Annotated in this window: 17 protein-coding genes and 1 tRNA gene; 11 read left to right on the top strand and 7 right to left on the bottom strand. The window is 47.9% G+C overall.

What is annotated here, in order from left to right; genetic code table 11:
* Window positions 1-59 precede the first annotated feature (59 nt).
* A complete protein-coding gene (gene fbaB / locus OGX95_RS08880) occupies window positions 60-1,112 on the top strand; it encodes a class I fructose-bisphosphate aldolase (protein ID WP_286629183.1) in 1,053 nt (350 codons plus the stop codon).
* A 21-nt stretch (window positions 1,113-1,133) separates the two neighbouring features.
* Here the strand turns inward: fbaB and yegS are convergent, their stop codons facing one another.
* Together yegS and OGX95_RS08890 are read right to left on the bottom strand one after the other, a co-directional pair.
* Window positions 1,134-2,033: a lipid kinase YegS gene (gene yegS, locus OGX95_RS08885; protein WP_286629184.1), complete on the bottom strand. Its 900-nt coding sequence runs from the start codon at window positions 2,031-2,033 to the stop codon at window positions 1,134-1,136.
* A 169-nt stretch (window positions 2,034-2,202) separates the two neighbouring features.
* Window positions 2,203-2,290, bottom strand: a tRNA-Ser gene (locus OGX95_RS08890).
* Between the two features lie 236 nt (window positions 2,291-2,526).
* On the opposite strand from OGX95_RS08890, the gene ghrA reads away from it, so the two are divergent.
* From ghrA to OGX95_RS08910, 4 genes are all read left to right on the top strand, one after another.
* Complete coding sequence (gene ghrA, locus OGX95_RS08895) at window positions 2,527-3,465, top strand: glyoxylate/hydroxypyruvate reductase GhrA (protein WP_286629185.1); 939 nt, start codon at window positions 2,527-2,529, stop codon at window positions 3,463-3,465.
* A gap of 116 nt (window positions 3,466-3,581) precedes the next feature.
* Window positions 3,582-4,319, top strand: a complete 738-nt coding sequence (locus tag OGX95_RS08900) for a phosphatase (RefSeq protein ID WP_286629186.1) — start codon at window positions 3,582-3,584, stop codon at window positions 4,317-4,319.
* Window positions 4,320-4,342: 23 nt separating this feature from the next.
* Complete coding sequence (locus OGX95_RS08905; protein WP_005129133.1) at window positions 4,343-4,897, top strand: TorD/DmsD family molecular chaperone; 555 nt, start codon at window positions 4,343-4,345, stop codon at window positions 4,895-4,897.
* A gap of 101 nt (window positions 4,898-4,998) precedes the next feature.
* Window positions 4,999-5,481, top strand: coding sequence for a DUF1097 domain-containing protein (locus OGX95_RS08910; protein WP_271450548.1), 483 nt, complete (start codon window positions 4,999-5,001; stop codon window positions 5,479-5,481).
* A 45-nt stretch (window positions 5,482-5,526) separates the two neighbouring features.
* Here OGX95_RS08910 and csgG read toward each other — a convergent pair whose 3' ends face one another.
* The 4 genes from csgG to csgD are packed head-to-tail and all read right to left on the bottom strand — an operon-like array spanning window position 5,527 to window position 7,878.
* Window positions 5,527-6,360, bottom strand: a complete 834-nt coding sequence (gene csgG, locus OGX95_RS08915; RefSeq protein ID WP_005129128.1) for a curli production assembly/transport protein CsgG — start codon at window positions 6,358-6,360, stop codon at window positions 5,527-5,529.
* 25 nt (window positions 6,361-6,385) lie between these two features.
* On the bottom strand, window positions 6,386-6,799 hold the full coding sequence (csgF, locus tag OGX95_RS08920) for a curli production assembly/transport protein CsgF (RefSeq protein WP_005129126.1): 414 nt from the start codon (window positions 6,797-6,799) through the stop codon (window positions 6,386-6,388).
* 25 nt (window positions 6,800-6,824) lie between these two features.
* Window positions 6,825-7,223, bottom strand: coding sequence for a curli production assembly/transport protein CsgE (gene csgE / locus OGX95_RS08925; RefSeq protein WP_271442620.1), 399 nt, complete (start codon window positions 7,221-7,223; stop codon window positions 6,825-6,827).
* Between the two features lie 4 nt (window positions 7,224-7,227).
* Entirely contained in the window at window positions 7,228-7,878 is a 651-nt protein-coding gene (csgD, locus tag OGX95_RS08930; protein WP_005129125.1) for a biofilm master transcriptional regulator CsgD, read from the bottom strand.
* Between the two features lie 760 nt (window positions 7,879-8,638).
* Between csgD and csgB the strand changes: the two genes are divergently transcribed.
* The 6 genes from csgB to OGX95_RS08960 all read left to right on the top strand — a co-directional run bounded on the left by csgB (window position 8,639) and on the right by OGX95_RS08960 (window position 12,519).
* Window positions 8,639-9,094 carry a curli minor subunit CsgB gene (csgB, locus tag OGX95_RS08935; protein ID WP_048211206.1) on the top strand — a complete coding sequence of 152 codons (456 nt, stop codon included), beginning with the start codon at window positions 8,639-8,641 and terminating at the stop codon, window positions 9,092-9,094.
* Window positions 9,095-9,135: 41 nt separating this feature from the next.
* Window positions 9,136-9,588 (top strand): curli major subunit CsgA, encoded by a 453-nt coding sequence (gene csgA / locus OGX95_RS08940; protein WP_286629187.1) that lies wholly within the window; start codon window positions 9,136-9,138, stop codon window positions 9,586-9,588.
* Window positions 9,589-9,648: 60 nt separating this feature from the next.
* Window positions 9,649-9,981 (top strand): curli assembly chaperone CsgC, encoded by a 333-nt coding sequence (gene csgC / locus OGX95_RS08945; protein ID WP_137383204.1) that lies wholly within the window; start codon window positions 9,649-9,651, stop codon window positions 9,979-9,981.
* Between the two features lie 151 nt (window positions 9,982-10,132).
* Complete coding sequence (locus tag OGX95_RS08950) at window positions 10,133-10,453, top strand: YmdA family protein (protein ID WP_286629188.1); 321 nt, start codon at window positions 10,133-10,135, stop codon at window positions 10,451-10,453.
* Between the two features lie 100 nt (window positions 10,454-10,553).
* Window positions 10,554-11,096: an O-acetyl-ADP-ribose deacetylase gene (gene ymdB / locus OGX95_RS08955; RefSeq protein WP_286629189.1), complete on the top strand. Its 543-nt coding sequence runs from the start codon at window positions 10,554-10,556 to the stop codon at window positions 11,094-11,096.
* A complete protein-coding gene (locus tag OGX95_RS08960; protein WP_286629190.1) occupies window positions 11,032-12,519 on the top strand; it encodes a phospholipase D family protein in 1,488 nt (495 codons plus the stop codon). The genes ymdB and OGX95_RS08960 overlap by 65 nt, the downstream gene beginning before the upstream one ends.
* 20 nt (window positions 12,520-12,539) lie before the next feature.
* On the opposite strand, the gene mdoC is transcribed toward OGX95_RS08960, so the two are convergent.
* A complete protein-coding gene (gene mdoC / locus OGX95_RS08965) occupies window positions 12,540-13,700 on the bottom strand; it encodes a glucans biosynthesis protein MdoC (RefSeq protein WP_286629191.1) in 1,161 nt (386 codons plus the stop codon).
* Window positions 13,701-13,768 lie beyond the last annotated feature (68 nt).

The raw sequence follows: 13,768 nt of genomic DNA on the forward strand, positions 1-13,768 counted from the left end.
CCAGGCGGGTCAGGACAATCCACTTCCGATATCAAATCGGAACTTACGGGAGCATAGCTATGACTGATATTGCGCAGTTGCTTGGCAAAGATGCCGACAACCTTTTACAGCATCGTTGTATGACCATTCCTTCTGACCAACTTTACCTGCCAGGACATGATTACGTCGACCGCGTGATGGTTGACAATAACCGTCCACCCGCCGTGCTGCGTAATATGCAGATGCTGTACAACACCGGACGGCTCGCCGGGACCGGTTATTTGTCGATTCTGCCTGTAGACCAGGGTGTGGAACATTCTGCTGGGGCATCGTTTGCCGCAAACCCACTGTATTTTGATCCCAAAAATATTGTTGAGCTGGCGATTGAAGCTGGCTGCAACTGCGTCGCGTCAACCTATGGCGTGCTGGCGTCTGTTTCCCGCCGTTATGCGCATCGCATTCCATTCCTTGTGAAAATTAACCATAACGAAACGCTCAGCTATCCGAATACCTTTGACCAGACGCTGTATGCCAGCGTGGAGCAAGCGTTCAATATGGGCGCGGTCGCGGTGGGGGCAACCATTTATTTCGGCTCAGAAGAGTCGCGCCGCCAGATTGAAGAGATCTCTGCGGCCTTTGAGCGAGCCCATGAGCTGGGCATGGTAACGGTACTGTGGGCCTATTTGCGCAACTCTGCGTTTAAGAAAGACGGTGTGGATTATCATGTTTCGGCTGATTTGACCGGGCAGGCAAACCATCTGGCGGCGACTATCGGCGCGGATATCGTTAAACAGAAAATGGCGGAGAATAACGGCGGGTATAAAGCGGTTAACTTCGGCTATACGGACGATCGTGTCTATAGCAAGCTAACCAGTGATAACCCGATTGACCTGGTGCGTTATCAACTGGCGAACTGCTATATGGGACGCGCCGGACTCATTAACTCCGGTGGTGCGGCCGGTGGAGAAACCGATCTCAGCGATGCGGTGCGTACTGCGGTGATTAATAAACGCGCCGGTGGTATGGGGTTAATTCTTGGACGTAAAGCGTTCAAGAAAACCATGGCTGACGGCGTGAAGCTGATTAATGCCGTCCAGGATGTTTATCTGGATAACAAAGTCACGATTGCCTGATGTCAGTAGAGTACCGTCGGATTATCGCAATAATGGGCAACCCGGCGGTAGCCTGCAGCGTAGGGCTGCAGGCAGGATTTCAACATGAAACTCTTGCCCGCTGAGCGGTTCACCATCCAGATTGAAGGTGATTTCATGTGGCGCACGGATATCAAACCATGATGATGCGCCATCAATGATATTCGGATTGTCTTCGGACTGAGTTATCGCCGACAGCAGTGCCGGAATCAGCTCCTCACCGGTAAAGATTCGCAGTTGCAGCAGACCGTCATTAATGAGCGCTGTCGGGCAAAGTTGCTGTCCGCCACCGGCCTGACGCCCGTTGCCAATGCCAATCACCAGCGCATCCCCCTGCCAGTGAAAGTTTTCGCCGCGAATTTCACAACTGTCTGGCTTCAGCGTATCCATGCGCATTAATCCGTGAATAAAATACGACACACCGCCCAGTGCGGCTTTGAGTTTCTCCGGTGTTTCGCTGGTGATCCGCGTACCGAACCCCCCGGTCGCCATATTGATAAAGCAGGTTTTATCGTTGACCTGCACCATATCAATCTCTACCGAGTTCCCGGCAATAGCCATCTTTAATGCCTTGTCCAGCGCTTCAGGAATGCCAACGCTGGTAGCAAAATCATTTGCCGTTCCCAATGGCAAAATCCCGAGTGCGGGAACATTCTCCCCCTGGCAGTGGATCAGCGCTGTGGATACTTCGTTAATGGTACCGTCACCACCGCCGGCAATTACCGTTGCCACGCCCAACCGGAGCGCTTCATCAACGTAACGTTGCGCGTCGCCTTTTTCCCAGGTAACGCGAACATGGATTTCGACACTCTCGTTGCGCAGTTGAGTAATAGCGTCACGCAGGGGAAGGTTATCAGCACTTTTCCCATTCAGGATCAGTAAGCTGGCCGGGAATGCTATCATCCTGTTGCCTCACTTTTATCGTTTTAACTAGTGTATGTCAGGAATGCGTTTATGGCGTAGGAACTGACTGAAAGCGAAGACCTATCGACGGGTTCTGCAGGAGGTTGATAGTCTGTGTGGGGTAGAGGCGAAAAAAGCCCGTACTTCCGTACGAGCTCTCTCTTAAATATGGCGGTGAGGGGGGGATTCGAACCCCCGATACGTTGCCGTATACACACTTTCCAGGCGTGCTCCTTCAGCCACTCGGACACCTCACCATATTGTTGTTCCTGTACTGCTGGAACGGGCGCTAATGTAGGGGAAATACCGCCCCGGCGTCAATCTACTTTTTCAAAAAAACGTGCATTTACACAAACTTCAAGCAACGTGGAGCTTAAATGAGCGGGAATTGTTTTTTTTGCCAGCACCCTAAAATTTGCTAATCTGATATTCCCTCGGAAAATGATGATAATAAGTGCGAGAACGTTCCGCATAACAATGTTCAGGAGACAATATGGAAATAATTTTCTATCACCCTACATTTGATACGGCCTGGTGGCTAAAGGCGCTGGCGAAAGCAATCCCTGGTGCTAACGTTCGCGAGTGGAAAGCGGGTGATAACGCCCATGCCGACTATGCGCTGGTCTGGCATCCGCCGGTTGAAATGCTGGCAGGACGAAAATTGAAAGCCGTCTTTGCATTGGGAGCCGGAGTGGACTCCATCCTCAGTAAGCTAAAAGCACACCCGGAGATGCTGGATACCTCGATTCCACTTTTCCGTCTGGAAGATACCGGTATGGGTCTGCAAATGCAGGAGTATGCGGTGAGTCAGGTGTTGCACTGGTTCCGCCGCTTTGATGACTATCAGGCATTAAAATCCCAGGCGAAGTGGCAGCCGTTGCAAGAGTATACCCGTGATGAATTTACCATCGGTATCATGGGCGCTGGTGTATTAGGGGCTAAAGTGGCAGAGAGCCTGCAGGCATGGGGATTCCCGTTACGCTGTTGGAGCCGTACCCGTAAATCCTGGCCTGGTGTGGAAAGTTTTGCGGGCACCGAAGAGTTGAGTGCGTTTTTAAGCCAGACGCGTGTGCTGATTAATCTTCTGCCCAATACGGCAGAAACGGTAGGCATTATTAATGCCGGGCTGTTGAATCAGTTACAGGATGGAGCCTATGTGCTTAACCTGGCGCGTGGCGTACATCTCAATGAAGACGATCTTCTGGCATCGTTGAATAGCGGAAAACTGAAAGGTGCGATGCTGGATGTCTATAGTCGGGAACCGCTACCGGAAGACAGCCCATTGTGGAAACACTCGCGTGTGGCGATGACGCCGCACATTGCAGCGGTAACGCGCCCGGCGGAAGCGGTGGATTATATCTCTCGTACAATCCTGAACCTGGAAAGTGGCAAAGCTGTTACCGGTCAGGTCGATCGCGTTCGGGGCTATTGATATCAATATCAACCCGGCCAGCGCCGGGTTTCGACTAAATACAACCCGAATTATTTAGGGTATTAATGGCGGCGATACCTGCTATCCTTGACGGAAAACGACTACAGGAGAGAGTTATGTATCCCGTTGACCTGCATATGCATACCGTTGCCAGCACCCACGCTTACAGCACCTTGAGTGATTATATCGCTGAAGCCCATCGCAAGGGCATCAAGCTGTTTGCTATCACCGATCATGGACCGGACATGGCGGATGCACCACATCACTGGCATTTTATTAACATGCGTATTTGGCCGCGCGTGGTGAACGGCGTGGGGATCCTGCGCGGGATAGAAGCAAACATTAAGAATATTGAAGGTGAGATCGACTGTTCAGGGCCGATGTTTGACTCACTTGATCTGATTATTGCGGGCTTCCATGAGCCGGTTTTTGCCCCTCACGATAAAGAAACCAATACGCAGGCGATGATCGCCACGATGGCGAGTGGCAATGTGCATATTATCAGCCACCCAGGAAATCCAAAATATCCCGTCGATATCACCGCAATTGCACAGGCGGCGGCAAAATATCATGTTGCACTGGAAATCAATAATTCCTCATTTTTGCATTCGCGTAAAGGCAGTGAAGATAACTGTCGCGCTGTGGCCGCTGCAGTACGTGATGCAGGTGGCTGGGTTGCCCTGGGTTCAGATTCCCATACCGCATTTACGTTGGGAGAGTTCGGTGAATGCCGTAAGATTCTGGATGATGTGGACTTCCCGGAAGACCGAATTCTGAACGTTTCACCAAAACGCTTGCTGACGTTTCTGGAATCGCGGGGCATGGAGCCTATCGCGGAATTTGCTGAACTTTAATTGTTACTTACTGGAATATATCAATGAACGAGTTTTCTATCCTGTGCCGTGTACTGGGCTCGCTGTTTTACCGCCAACCGCAGGACCCTTTACTGGTTCCCCTGTTTACCCTGATTAGCGAAGGTAAACTGTCTGCTAACTGGCCACTGGAACAGGATGAGCTGTTGGCCCGTTTGCAGAAAAGCTGTGATATGCCTCAGCTTGCTGCAGATTACAACGCTCTGTTTGTCGGGAAAGAGTGTTCAGTGCCGCCTTATCGTAGCGCCTGGGTAGAAGGGGCGAAGGAAGCGGACGTTCGAGCATTCCTGTCAGCACGTGGAATGCCGCTGGCGGATACACCAGCCGATCATATTGGTACCTTGTTGCTGGCGGCATCCTGGCTTGAAGACCAGTCCGCAGAAGATGAGAGCGAAGCGCTGGAAACCCTGTTTGTTGACTACCTGCTTCCCTGGTGCGACACGTTTCTGGGTAAAGTTGAGGCGCATGCGAATACCGCTTTCTGGCGAACTATGGCACCGCTGACGCGCGATGCCATTAGCGCAATGTGGGACGAATTGCAGGAAGATACAGACGAATAAATGTGATCTAAATCACTATATACTGCAACGCAATTTATCATCTTGCATAAATTGTGTGCACGATCTCATTACTATGCCGTTTTTCTGCTAAGATGCGCGGCATGAACATACTTCTCTCTATTGCAATCACAACGGGCATTCTCTCCGGACTATGGGGATGGGTGGCCGTTTCTCTTGGTTTACTCAGTTGGGCTGGCTTCCTGGGCTGTACGGCTTATTTTGCCTGCCCACAAGGTGGACTGAAAGGGCTGTGGATCTCGGCGTGTACGCTGCTTAGCGGTGTGGTGTGGGCGTTGGTGATTATTAATGGTAGTGCACTTGCCCCGCATATGGACATCCTTGGTTATGTCATAACGGGAATTGTCGCATTTATGATGTGTATCCAGGCAAAGCAATGGCTGCTTTCATTTGTCCCGGGCACATTTATGGGGGCATGTGCAACATTTGCAGGGCAGGGAGACTGGCAGTTGGTTCTGCCTTCTCTGGGGTTGGGATTGGTGTTTGGCTATGCGATGAAAAACAGTGGTCTGTGGCTGGCATCACGTCGCGAAAACCCGGCTTCATCCACACTGACCAGTAAATAAAAAAAGCGTGAGGCCTCCCTCACGCTTTTTATTCTCTCTTTATTCTCAGGACTCTGGAGGTACCGACATATGGCGGTATTTGACCAGAATGTCGTTATCAACTTGTTTCTTATCCTGCAAATCCCACAAGCCGCGATCGATACCGTCATTTATCAGGAAGATAACGCCAGTTTCAATGGCTGACATCAGGCAAAGCATGACGGGTTCGTTAGAGGTATAACCAATTTCCCCTTCCAGAAGTCGTTGGTAGTCAATGAAACGAAATACCCCTGCTTGCACTTCATAAGACAGGATGGTTTTACTGGTGTTTACCGAAGAAAGGATCTCACCGGTACTGACGTTAACCACACGCAGGTTTACCGCAATCTGATCGAGTTGGTATTGCGTATCTGCACCAATACCGAAATAACGCGCGCCGACACCACCTGATTTAACGTTGCTTTCATAGCCGATGATTGAACCTTCCACCATCACGTTAGCCGCGGTTAATGATTGCAGCGGAATTCGGTTGTTAATGGCAACCGTGCCGTTTTCCTGTGCCGCACGGATGATTTTCCGTTCGTTCAGTAAGTTCTGTAATCCCTGACGCTCCAGCGGGATGAACCAACGCGAATCTTTCAGTGCGGTAACCAGCATTGCCGTGGCACTTTGCGGTACGGCAGTGGAGAAGTTACTTGCCGGATAAGGTTTAAACTGACCAGTTTCATCCTGGATATTGTAAACCGATACAAATATTTTACCCGTAGGCATCGGGAGATGCGTCAGGTCTTTGTAACTTTGGGCGCGAGGCATTAATGTCGGTTTAGCAGCTTCTTGCGGTGGTGACGTTAAGCATCCGCTGAGTAAAAATACTGCAACCATTATAAGTAAGCGCTGCATGATTTTTTCCTTTCGTGGCTATGGCTTAGAAATCGGTTGACTGTGTTTGTAAACCCGACACTTCGATCGTTGATGTTTTTCCCGATTTCCTGTCGGTAACATTCAACTGCAACTGCCCGTCCCGGTTAGCGATATCAATGATAAAATCATTGGTCACCATTCTTCCCGGCTTACCGGTATTAATGTTGGTGAGCAGGCCGCCGAGAATTTGTGACTGAATCGCCTGAGTAAAGTTATCCAGAGCAGACGGTGTTTCAATTCCGTAATCGCTATAGCTCGGATCTTTATAGGAGTTCTGTGCCTGAGCACTGTTCAACAAAAAAGCCCCGTTATTCGGGTTGCCACCAAAGTTGGGGTTTCGGAACTGGAACGTCATGTTTCCGGCCCAACTTAATGGTGAAATTAGCATGAGCAAAACCACTGCATGTTTGACACGCATGAAAGCCTCCGGACAAAATCATGTTTTAGAATTCATCGCGCGCTAAATCGCTCGTGCTTAATAGTGTTTGATCTATTTGCCGGCGATTTAATGCTTCCTCAGTTTGTGCCAATGCGAAGACGACAATTTTGTCGAAGTCTCTTTTCGTGGGGAATAAAAAAGTCTGGAAGATAACGTCCTGATTGACCGTTATGGTGATCCAACTTCCCCAACGCGCACTGGGTCTTTCATTGATAGTTAAATTTCCTGTGTACTCACTTTCCCACTTGTCACTAAATGCACGATAAAAATCATGCCCGATTGAAGAGACAGTGTGATCAGTTAACAGTCCGGGAACCTCCACCTCCACGCTTGTCGCTGCGTGCAGATTCCCGACAGCAAAGAATAAATTTGCTGCCACAATCCAGGTTAAATAGCGTTTCATGGCTTTATCGCCTGAGGTTATCATTGGCCCATGAGACCGCCTGCGTACGATTTTTGACAGCTATCTTTTTGAAAAGATTATAAAGATGCGTTTTTACCGTATTTTCACTGATAAATAGTGAGCGAGCGATTTCAATATTTGAGGCGCCGATACGCAATTTATTAAGTATTTCTTTTTCACGGTGTGTCAGCAGCGCTGATTCCGTGCTGTTATAACGATAATTTCCAGAATGCGTGATCAGATAACTGGCAAGCTTTTGCGTGAAGTAGCATTCACCGCGTAAGACACCCTGCAAGCCGCTAACGACACGTTGTTCGTCTTCAGTTGCGTAAAACACACCATTGATATGTGGCCAGTTTTCGATATCCCGATAAGGGTAGTCATCAGGGGTATTCAACAATAACGTCTTTATATTGTTGTTTTTTCTGCTCAAATTATCTTGCCAGTAATGGATCAGTTTTTTATCTGCCTCCATCATATCCAGTAAAACAATGCAGCTGGAGGAAATATCATCCAGAGAACGTTGAATATTATGTAGTTTTCCGGTTAGCGCCAGTGATTGTTTTAAATGCTGCAATAATGCAGTTGCCTGCAAAGAAGGTTTCGTGATCAACAATAATGTATGACCATGAATGCTATGGACTTCATTAAACATGATGAAACTCCACTTTTTAGTCGCACACCTGACAGCTGTCTCTACTAAAATAGAGGCACCAGAAGTACTGACAGATGTTGCACTGCTGCGTAGAAATAAAATATCGACCCAACGGGGTGAAAATATTAAAACAAATGGACTTCAACTGATTTCAATCTAGCTATTACAAATCTTAAAGCAAGTGTTAAACATGTAACAAGATGTAAAATTATATATTTAAATGTGATTTTTAGGTTTTGTTGGAGTTTAGATTTGATAGGAAAGTTGTACATTTTGCCGTTGCTGCATAGATTTAAAAAATCATACAAATTATAATAATCCATTGATTCTTAAGGTTTAAATTAATAATTAACAAGTTTTAGATTTCTAATGAATTCTAAATTCTTTGTCCCACTTTACGTTGGACAATTTTAGAGAGAAAAAACTGACCTTTGTCACGACTTGCATCGATGACTATCGCGACGTGGTGCTGCGAAGCCCTGAAATCGTGGAAAACGCACTTTTTCAGTGACTGCATAGAAATTCATTCCGGATGGCGAAATAAAAATAAAACCTATACCTGTTGCGGTGTTATTCACTGTTAATTAGTACTTTGGTGTGAATCTGGATATAAAAATACCACTCGCGGGTGAGTTATTTAAAATGTTTCAACGGACATACTCTTCATCGTAACGCGGCGTTAACAAATGTAAGCCATGTTAACAACAATTTGAGTGGTAACTAATTTAACTTCATGTACGACCAGGTCCAGGGTGACAGCATGAAAAACAAGTTGTTATTTATGATGTTTACAATACTGGGTGTGCCTGGGATTGCATCCGCAACCAGTTATGATTTAGCTAATTCAGAATATAACTTTGCGGTAAATGAATTAAGTAAGTCTTCATTTAATCAGGCAGCCATTATTGGTCAGGTTGGCACTGCTAACAGTGCAAATACTCGCCAGGAGGGCAGCAAGTTATTGTCGGTCATTTCGCAAGAAGGTTCAGGTAACCGGGCGAGAACAGATCAGACAGGATCATATAATTTTGCATATATTGATCAAACGGGCAGCTCCAATGATGCGAGTATTAAACAAAGTTCTTACGGTAATACAGCGATGATTATCCAGAAAGGTTCTGGTAATAAAGCAAATATTACCCAGTACGGTACACAAAAAACAGCAGTTGTGGTGCAGAGACAGTCGCAAATGGCAATTCGCGTTACTCAACGCTAATCCGTAAACGACGTTTAAATCAATCCGATGGGGGTTTTACCATGAAACTTTTAAAAGTGGCAGCATTCGCAGCAATCGTAGTTTCTGGCAGTGCTCTGGCAGGCCTTGTTCCGCAATTGAACGGCAATGGTCACCATAACGGTGGTAGTAATTATGGCCCGGACTCTTCATTGAGTATTTACCAATATGGGTCAAGTAACGTTGCGAATGCGCTGCAAAGTGATGCACGTAAATCAGACGTGACCATCACACAACACGGACATGGTAACGGTGCTACCGTCGGGCAAGGTGCTGATGACAGTACCATTAGCCTGAAACAGACTGGCTTCCAGAACAGTGCTGATATCAATCAGTGGAATGCAAAAAATGCTGACATCAGTGTAACTCAGTTCGGTGGTCGTAACGGTGCAGTGGTTAATCAGACTGCATCTGACTCGAATGTTCTGATTCAGCAGGTTGGTTATGGCAACAATGCAACAGCTAACCAGCACTAATTCAGTTTTATGACTGATAATAAACAGGGCGAAAGCCCTGTTTTTTTTCGGGAGCATATTATGCATACGCTATTACTCATTGCCGCGCTTTCAAATCAAATAACCTTTAATACAACTCAGCAAGGTGAGATGTATACCATTATTCCTCAGGTGACGTTATCTCAACCCTGCGTGTGCCAGGTTCAAGTTCTTGCCATACGTAAAGGGTCGGGGGGGCAAAGCCAAACACAACAGAAAACAAGCCTGTCGATCCCTGCTAATCGGCCGATTGAATTAACAAAACTGAGCTTTAATATTTCACCTGAGGATACGGTCAACATTGTTGTTACCGTTTCGGATGGGCAGTCATTGCATCTGTCCCAGCAGTGGCCTGATTCAAGCAGTCGCTCATGATTTTTTACTGTATTTGCTTTAAGGGTGTGGCTGGGAAAGCGGTGCTGTTCTATGAATATAGAGACGTGAAAACGTTTTTATTTGGTCATTAATCGCAGCGGTGAAGGATCACGTCGATCCCTCAAGGATGGTTTATCATTGAGGAACCCTTATGAGCACCTTATTAAAACGTATTTTAAGTACCAGTTTGTGTGTGACTTCTTTTTTTATGTTCCCCGCAACGGCGCAACAAATCACACCTGGCGGGATTATCCATTTCCGTGGCGCAATAGTTGAATCACCTTGTGAGGTGAACTCGCAACAACAACAGATTGAATTGTCATGTATACGTGATGGCAAGTTACGGAGTCGTCGCTATAACACACAACAGATAGCGATGGCCCCTGAAAGCCTCCAGCAAATTGCCAGTGTGAAAATGCAGTACCTTAATGAACAGAAAAATATGGCGATTCTTAATATTGAATATAAATGAATCGTTCCGGCGTAGATATGCACCTGGAAGGTTAAAAAGTGAGATTTCATTGAAAACCCTGCTGTACACTTAACAGAGAGTGTTTTGTCAGGGGGAACTTATGCAATCGCGTGTTCATGTTTTACAGGGCGACATTACGGCAATCGCCGTTGATGTGATTGTCAATGCAGCCAACTCCTCGCTGCTGGGCGGCGGCGGCGTTGATGGAGCGATTCATCGCGCAGCTGGGCCTGCACTGTTGGAAGCCTGCAAACAGGTATTACAGCAACAGGGCGAATGTCCAACCGGTCATGCGGTTATCACCCTGGCGGGAAATCTTCCCGCCAAAGCGGTGATCCACACTGTTGGGCCCGTCTGGCAGGGTGGCGATCATCATGAAGCTGAACGTCTTGAAGAGGCCTATCTCAATTCATTACAACTGGCACTGGCCAATGGTTATCAATCCATTGCGTTCCCGGCTATCAGCACCGGAGCCTACGGATATCCACGTGCGGCGGCGGCGGAGATAGCGGTGAATACGGTGCTGAAATTTATCACCCGCCGTGCGCTACCTGATCAAATCTACTTCGTGTGTTTTGATGAGGAAAATGCCAGACTATACAGGAGATTACTCACCCAACAAGGCGATGATAATACGGCCTGATATGACGCGACTTGAGCGTGCCATTACCCCATTGTGCGTAAGCCATCCTGACCAGTGCGGCATTCTGGCACTGGATGATAGTCTGGATGCTTTCGCAGCCCGTTATCGGCTGACAGAAATGGCGGAACGAACGCTGGATGTGCAGTATTACATCTGGGAGAACGACATGTCCGGGCTGCTGCTGTTTTCTGTTCTGCTGGCAGCTGCAAAACGTGGGGTACGGGTTCGTTTGCTGTTGGATGATAACAACACGCCGGGCCTTGATGACACGCTGCGTCTGCTGGATAACCATCCGAATATTGAAGTCCGCCTGTTTAATCCCTTCTCATTTCGCATCCTTCGCGCGTTGGGGTATTTAACCGATTTCGCCCGGCTCAATCGCCGCATGCACAATAAAAGTTATACCGCAGACGGTGTAGTGACGCTTGTTGGCGGGCGTAATATCGGAGATGCCTATTTTGGTGCGGGTGAAGAACCGCTGTTTTCCGATCTTGACGTGATGGCCATTGGTCCGGTGGTGAAAGAAGTCGCGGATGATTTTGAGCGATACTGGCAATGTCAGTCAGTTTCAACGTTACAAAAAGTCCTGGCGTTGTCTGAGCCAGAAACGACTCAACGCATTGAACTGCCTGAATCCTGGTATAACGACGATATTACCCGGCGCTATTTGCACAAACTGGAGACCAGCCAGTTTATGACGCATCTCGATCAGGGGTCACTGTCGCTGATTTGGGCCAAAACGCGGCTGCTCAGTGACGATCCAGCAAAAGGAGAGGGGAAGGCACCGCGTCACTCACTATTACCGCAGCGTTTGTTTGACGTCATGGGCTCACCCACTGAGCGCATTGATATCATTTCTGCTTACTTTGTGCCGACACGAGCCGGTGTCGCACAGCTCCTGCGCCTGGTCAGAAAAGGGGTAAAGATTGCTATTTTAACTAACTCGTTGGCAGCGAATGATGTGGCAATTGTGCATGCAGGATATGCGCGCTGGCGGAAAAAATTGCTGCGCTATGGTGTAGAACTGTATGAGCTAAAACCCACCCGCGATCGCGGCGCTGTGGTGCATGATCGCGGGTTGACCGGGAATTCAGGCTCCAGCCTGCATGCGAAAACCTTCAGTATTGATGGTCGCAACGTTTTCATCGGCTCGCTTAATTTTGATCCGCGCTCAACGTTGCTCAATACGGAAATGGGATTTGTGATTGAGAGTGAAGTGCTGGCGTCATTGATTCATAAACGCTTTATGCAAAGCCAGCGTGATGTGGCCTGGCAATTGCGCCTGGACCGCTGGGGCCGGATAAACTGGGTGGATCGTCCTGGCGGCAGTGAGCGGGTATTGAAAAAAGAACCCGCCACAGGATTCTGGAAGCGGGTTTTGGTGAGACTTGCCTCTGTATTACCGATTGAATGGTTGCTCTGAACCATGCAATCACAGGCCTGCTATCCGGCAATGGCTTTGTTTTTATCCTGCTTAACGATGGGTTTCCCGGAAAAGAGGAACTTCAGCACCGGTATCCGCAAGTGGATTTCGTATAATATCACTGCAATCCCGACAACAAACAGCAGCCCACAGAGAAAACCCAGCAGATTTGATGTGATGTGCGGTGTGATATAGGCACCGAAAAACAGCGTTAACGGATGATGCACCAGATAGATAAACAGTGATGCATTGACAAAATAGGTGACGCGGGCTGACTGGAAATTCAATAAACGGTGGCCGAGCGAGAAAACGACGTTCACCATCCATAGTCCCATCACCATCGTTATCACGTATTCGGTTTCATACATCCAGGCATCGCCGTTTCCATAGCGTTGATTGAGCAGATAAGCCACAAAAGCGAATACCGCACCTAACGTGCAGCCGCGCGAGGGCGTTGTGAACAGTGCTTTCAGCTTGGGATTGATAAACGCCAGTGCGCCGAGCATAAAGAACGGCACATAGAACAGCGTTTGCATGACGATGAAATTAAACATGCCATCGCTGAGAATAGAAGGGTAGACGATAAAAATTGTTCTTCTGACGGCGGCGTATCCGACACCAAGCAACAAAAATATCAACGTCAGTTTCGTCATCGATACCGTGGAGTTGCTGGCGGCATCGGGGCTCGTCAACCGATGTTTCATTTGGCTAAATACCCACATACTCACGGTTGTTAAAACGACAAGGACGAGTAAAAACCACAGATGAGAAATCAGCTCCCAGGCAAGGGCGTTGTATTTATCGTATCCACTGAGAGTATGCCAGCTGTCGGCTTTGCCTTTCACATATTGCAGCATGATAAATTGCGGCAGTGTGAGTAGCGGGATTGCGGTCAGCATCGGGATCCCCACGCGTTCAACACGCACTTTCCACCACCGCTTTAAGGGGTAGCGCAAAAACAGCATGTATGAAAAATAACCCGAAATAACAAAGAAGACCTGCATGCGAAATGCATGAATAAAGTCGTTAAAGAGGGTCAATATCCATGACGGTTCTGCGCTGTTCACATGCCAGGTATGTGTGGAGTAGATCAGCGAGATATGGAAGGGAATCCCCAACAACATCAGCCAGGCACGGATGGAATCCAGAAAATATTCACGCGGTGGAGATACAGAGCTCATAGACAGTTACGTATTCTCAGACTTTTCGTCTTATCCCTAAGACGAATTATGGTTACATTCGACGGCAA

This window comes from Citrobacter sp. Cu233 (assembly GCF_030332225.1).
In the GTDB taxonomy this organism is placed as follows: Bacteria; Pseudomonadota; Gammaproteobacteria; order Enterobacterales; family Enterobacteriaceae; genus Citrobacter.

Bases quoted from the DNA above. Each gene is read 5' to 3' on its own strand.
- ghrA (WP_286629185.1), top strand. From the start codon at position 2,527: ATGGAAATAATTTTCTATCACCCTACATTTGATACGGCCTGGTGGCTA.
- csgA (WP_286629187.1), top strand. From the start codon at position 9,136: ATGAAACTTTTAAAAGTGGCAGCATTCGCAGCAATCGTAGTTTCTGGC.
- csgG (WP_005129128.1), bottom strand. From the start codon at position 6,360: ATGCAGCGCTTACTTATAATGGTTGCAGTATTTTTACTCAGCGGATGC.
- csgD (WP_005129125.1), bottom strand. From the start codon at position 7,878: ATGTTTAATGAAGTCCATAGCATTCATGGTCATACATTATTGTTGATC.
- OGX95_RS08950 (WP_286629188.1), top strand. From the start codon at position 10,133: ATGAGCACCTTATTAAAACGTATTTTAAGTACCAGTTTGTGTGTGACT.
- csgB (WP_048211206.1), top strand. From the start codon at position 8,639: ATGAAAAACAAGTTGTTATTTATGATGTTTACAATACTGGGTGTGCCT.
- OGX95_RS08910 (WP_271450548.1), top strand. From the start codon at position 4,999: ATGAACATACTTCTCTCTATTGCAATCACAACGGGCATTCTCTCCGGA.
- csgE (WP_271442620.1), bottom strand. From the start codon at position 7,223: ATGAAACGCTATTTAACCTGGATTGTGGCAGCAAATTTATTCTTTGCT.
- yegS (WP_286629184.1), bottom strand. From the start codon at position 2,033: ATGATAGCATTCCCGGCCAGCTTACTGATCCTGAATGGGAAAAGTGCT.
- fbaB (WP_286629183.1), top strand. From the start codon at position 60: ATGACTGATATTGCGCAGTTGCTTGGCAAAGATGCCGACAACCTTTTA.
- mdoC (WP_286629191.1), bottom strand. From the start codon at position 13,700: ATGAGCTCTGTATCTCCACCGCGTGAATATTTTCTGGATTCCATCCGT.
- OGX95_RS08905 (WP_005129133.1), top strand. From the start codon at position 4,343: ATGAACGAGTTTTCTATCCTGTGCCGTGTACTGGGCTCGCTGTTTTAC.
- OGX95_RS08900 (WP_286629186.1), top strand. From the start codon at position 3,582: ATGTATCCCGTTGACCTGCATATGCATACCGTTGCCAGCACCCACGCT.
- ymdB (WP_286629189.1), top strand. From the start codon at position 10,554: ATGCAATCGCGTGTTCATGTTTTACAGGGCGACATTACGGCAATCGCC.
- csgC (WP_137383204.1), top strand. From the start codon at position 9,649: ATGCATACGCTATTACTCATTGCCGCGCTTTCAAATCAAATAACCTTT.
- csgF (WP_005129126.1), bottom strand. From the start codon at position 6,799: ATGCGTGTCAAACATGCAGTGGTTTTGCTCATGCTAATTTCACCATTA.
- OGX95_RS08960 (WP_286629190.1), top strand. From the start codon at position 11,032: ATGAGGAAAATGCCAGACTATACAGGAGATTACTCACCCAACAAGGCG.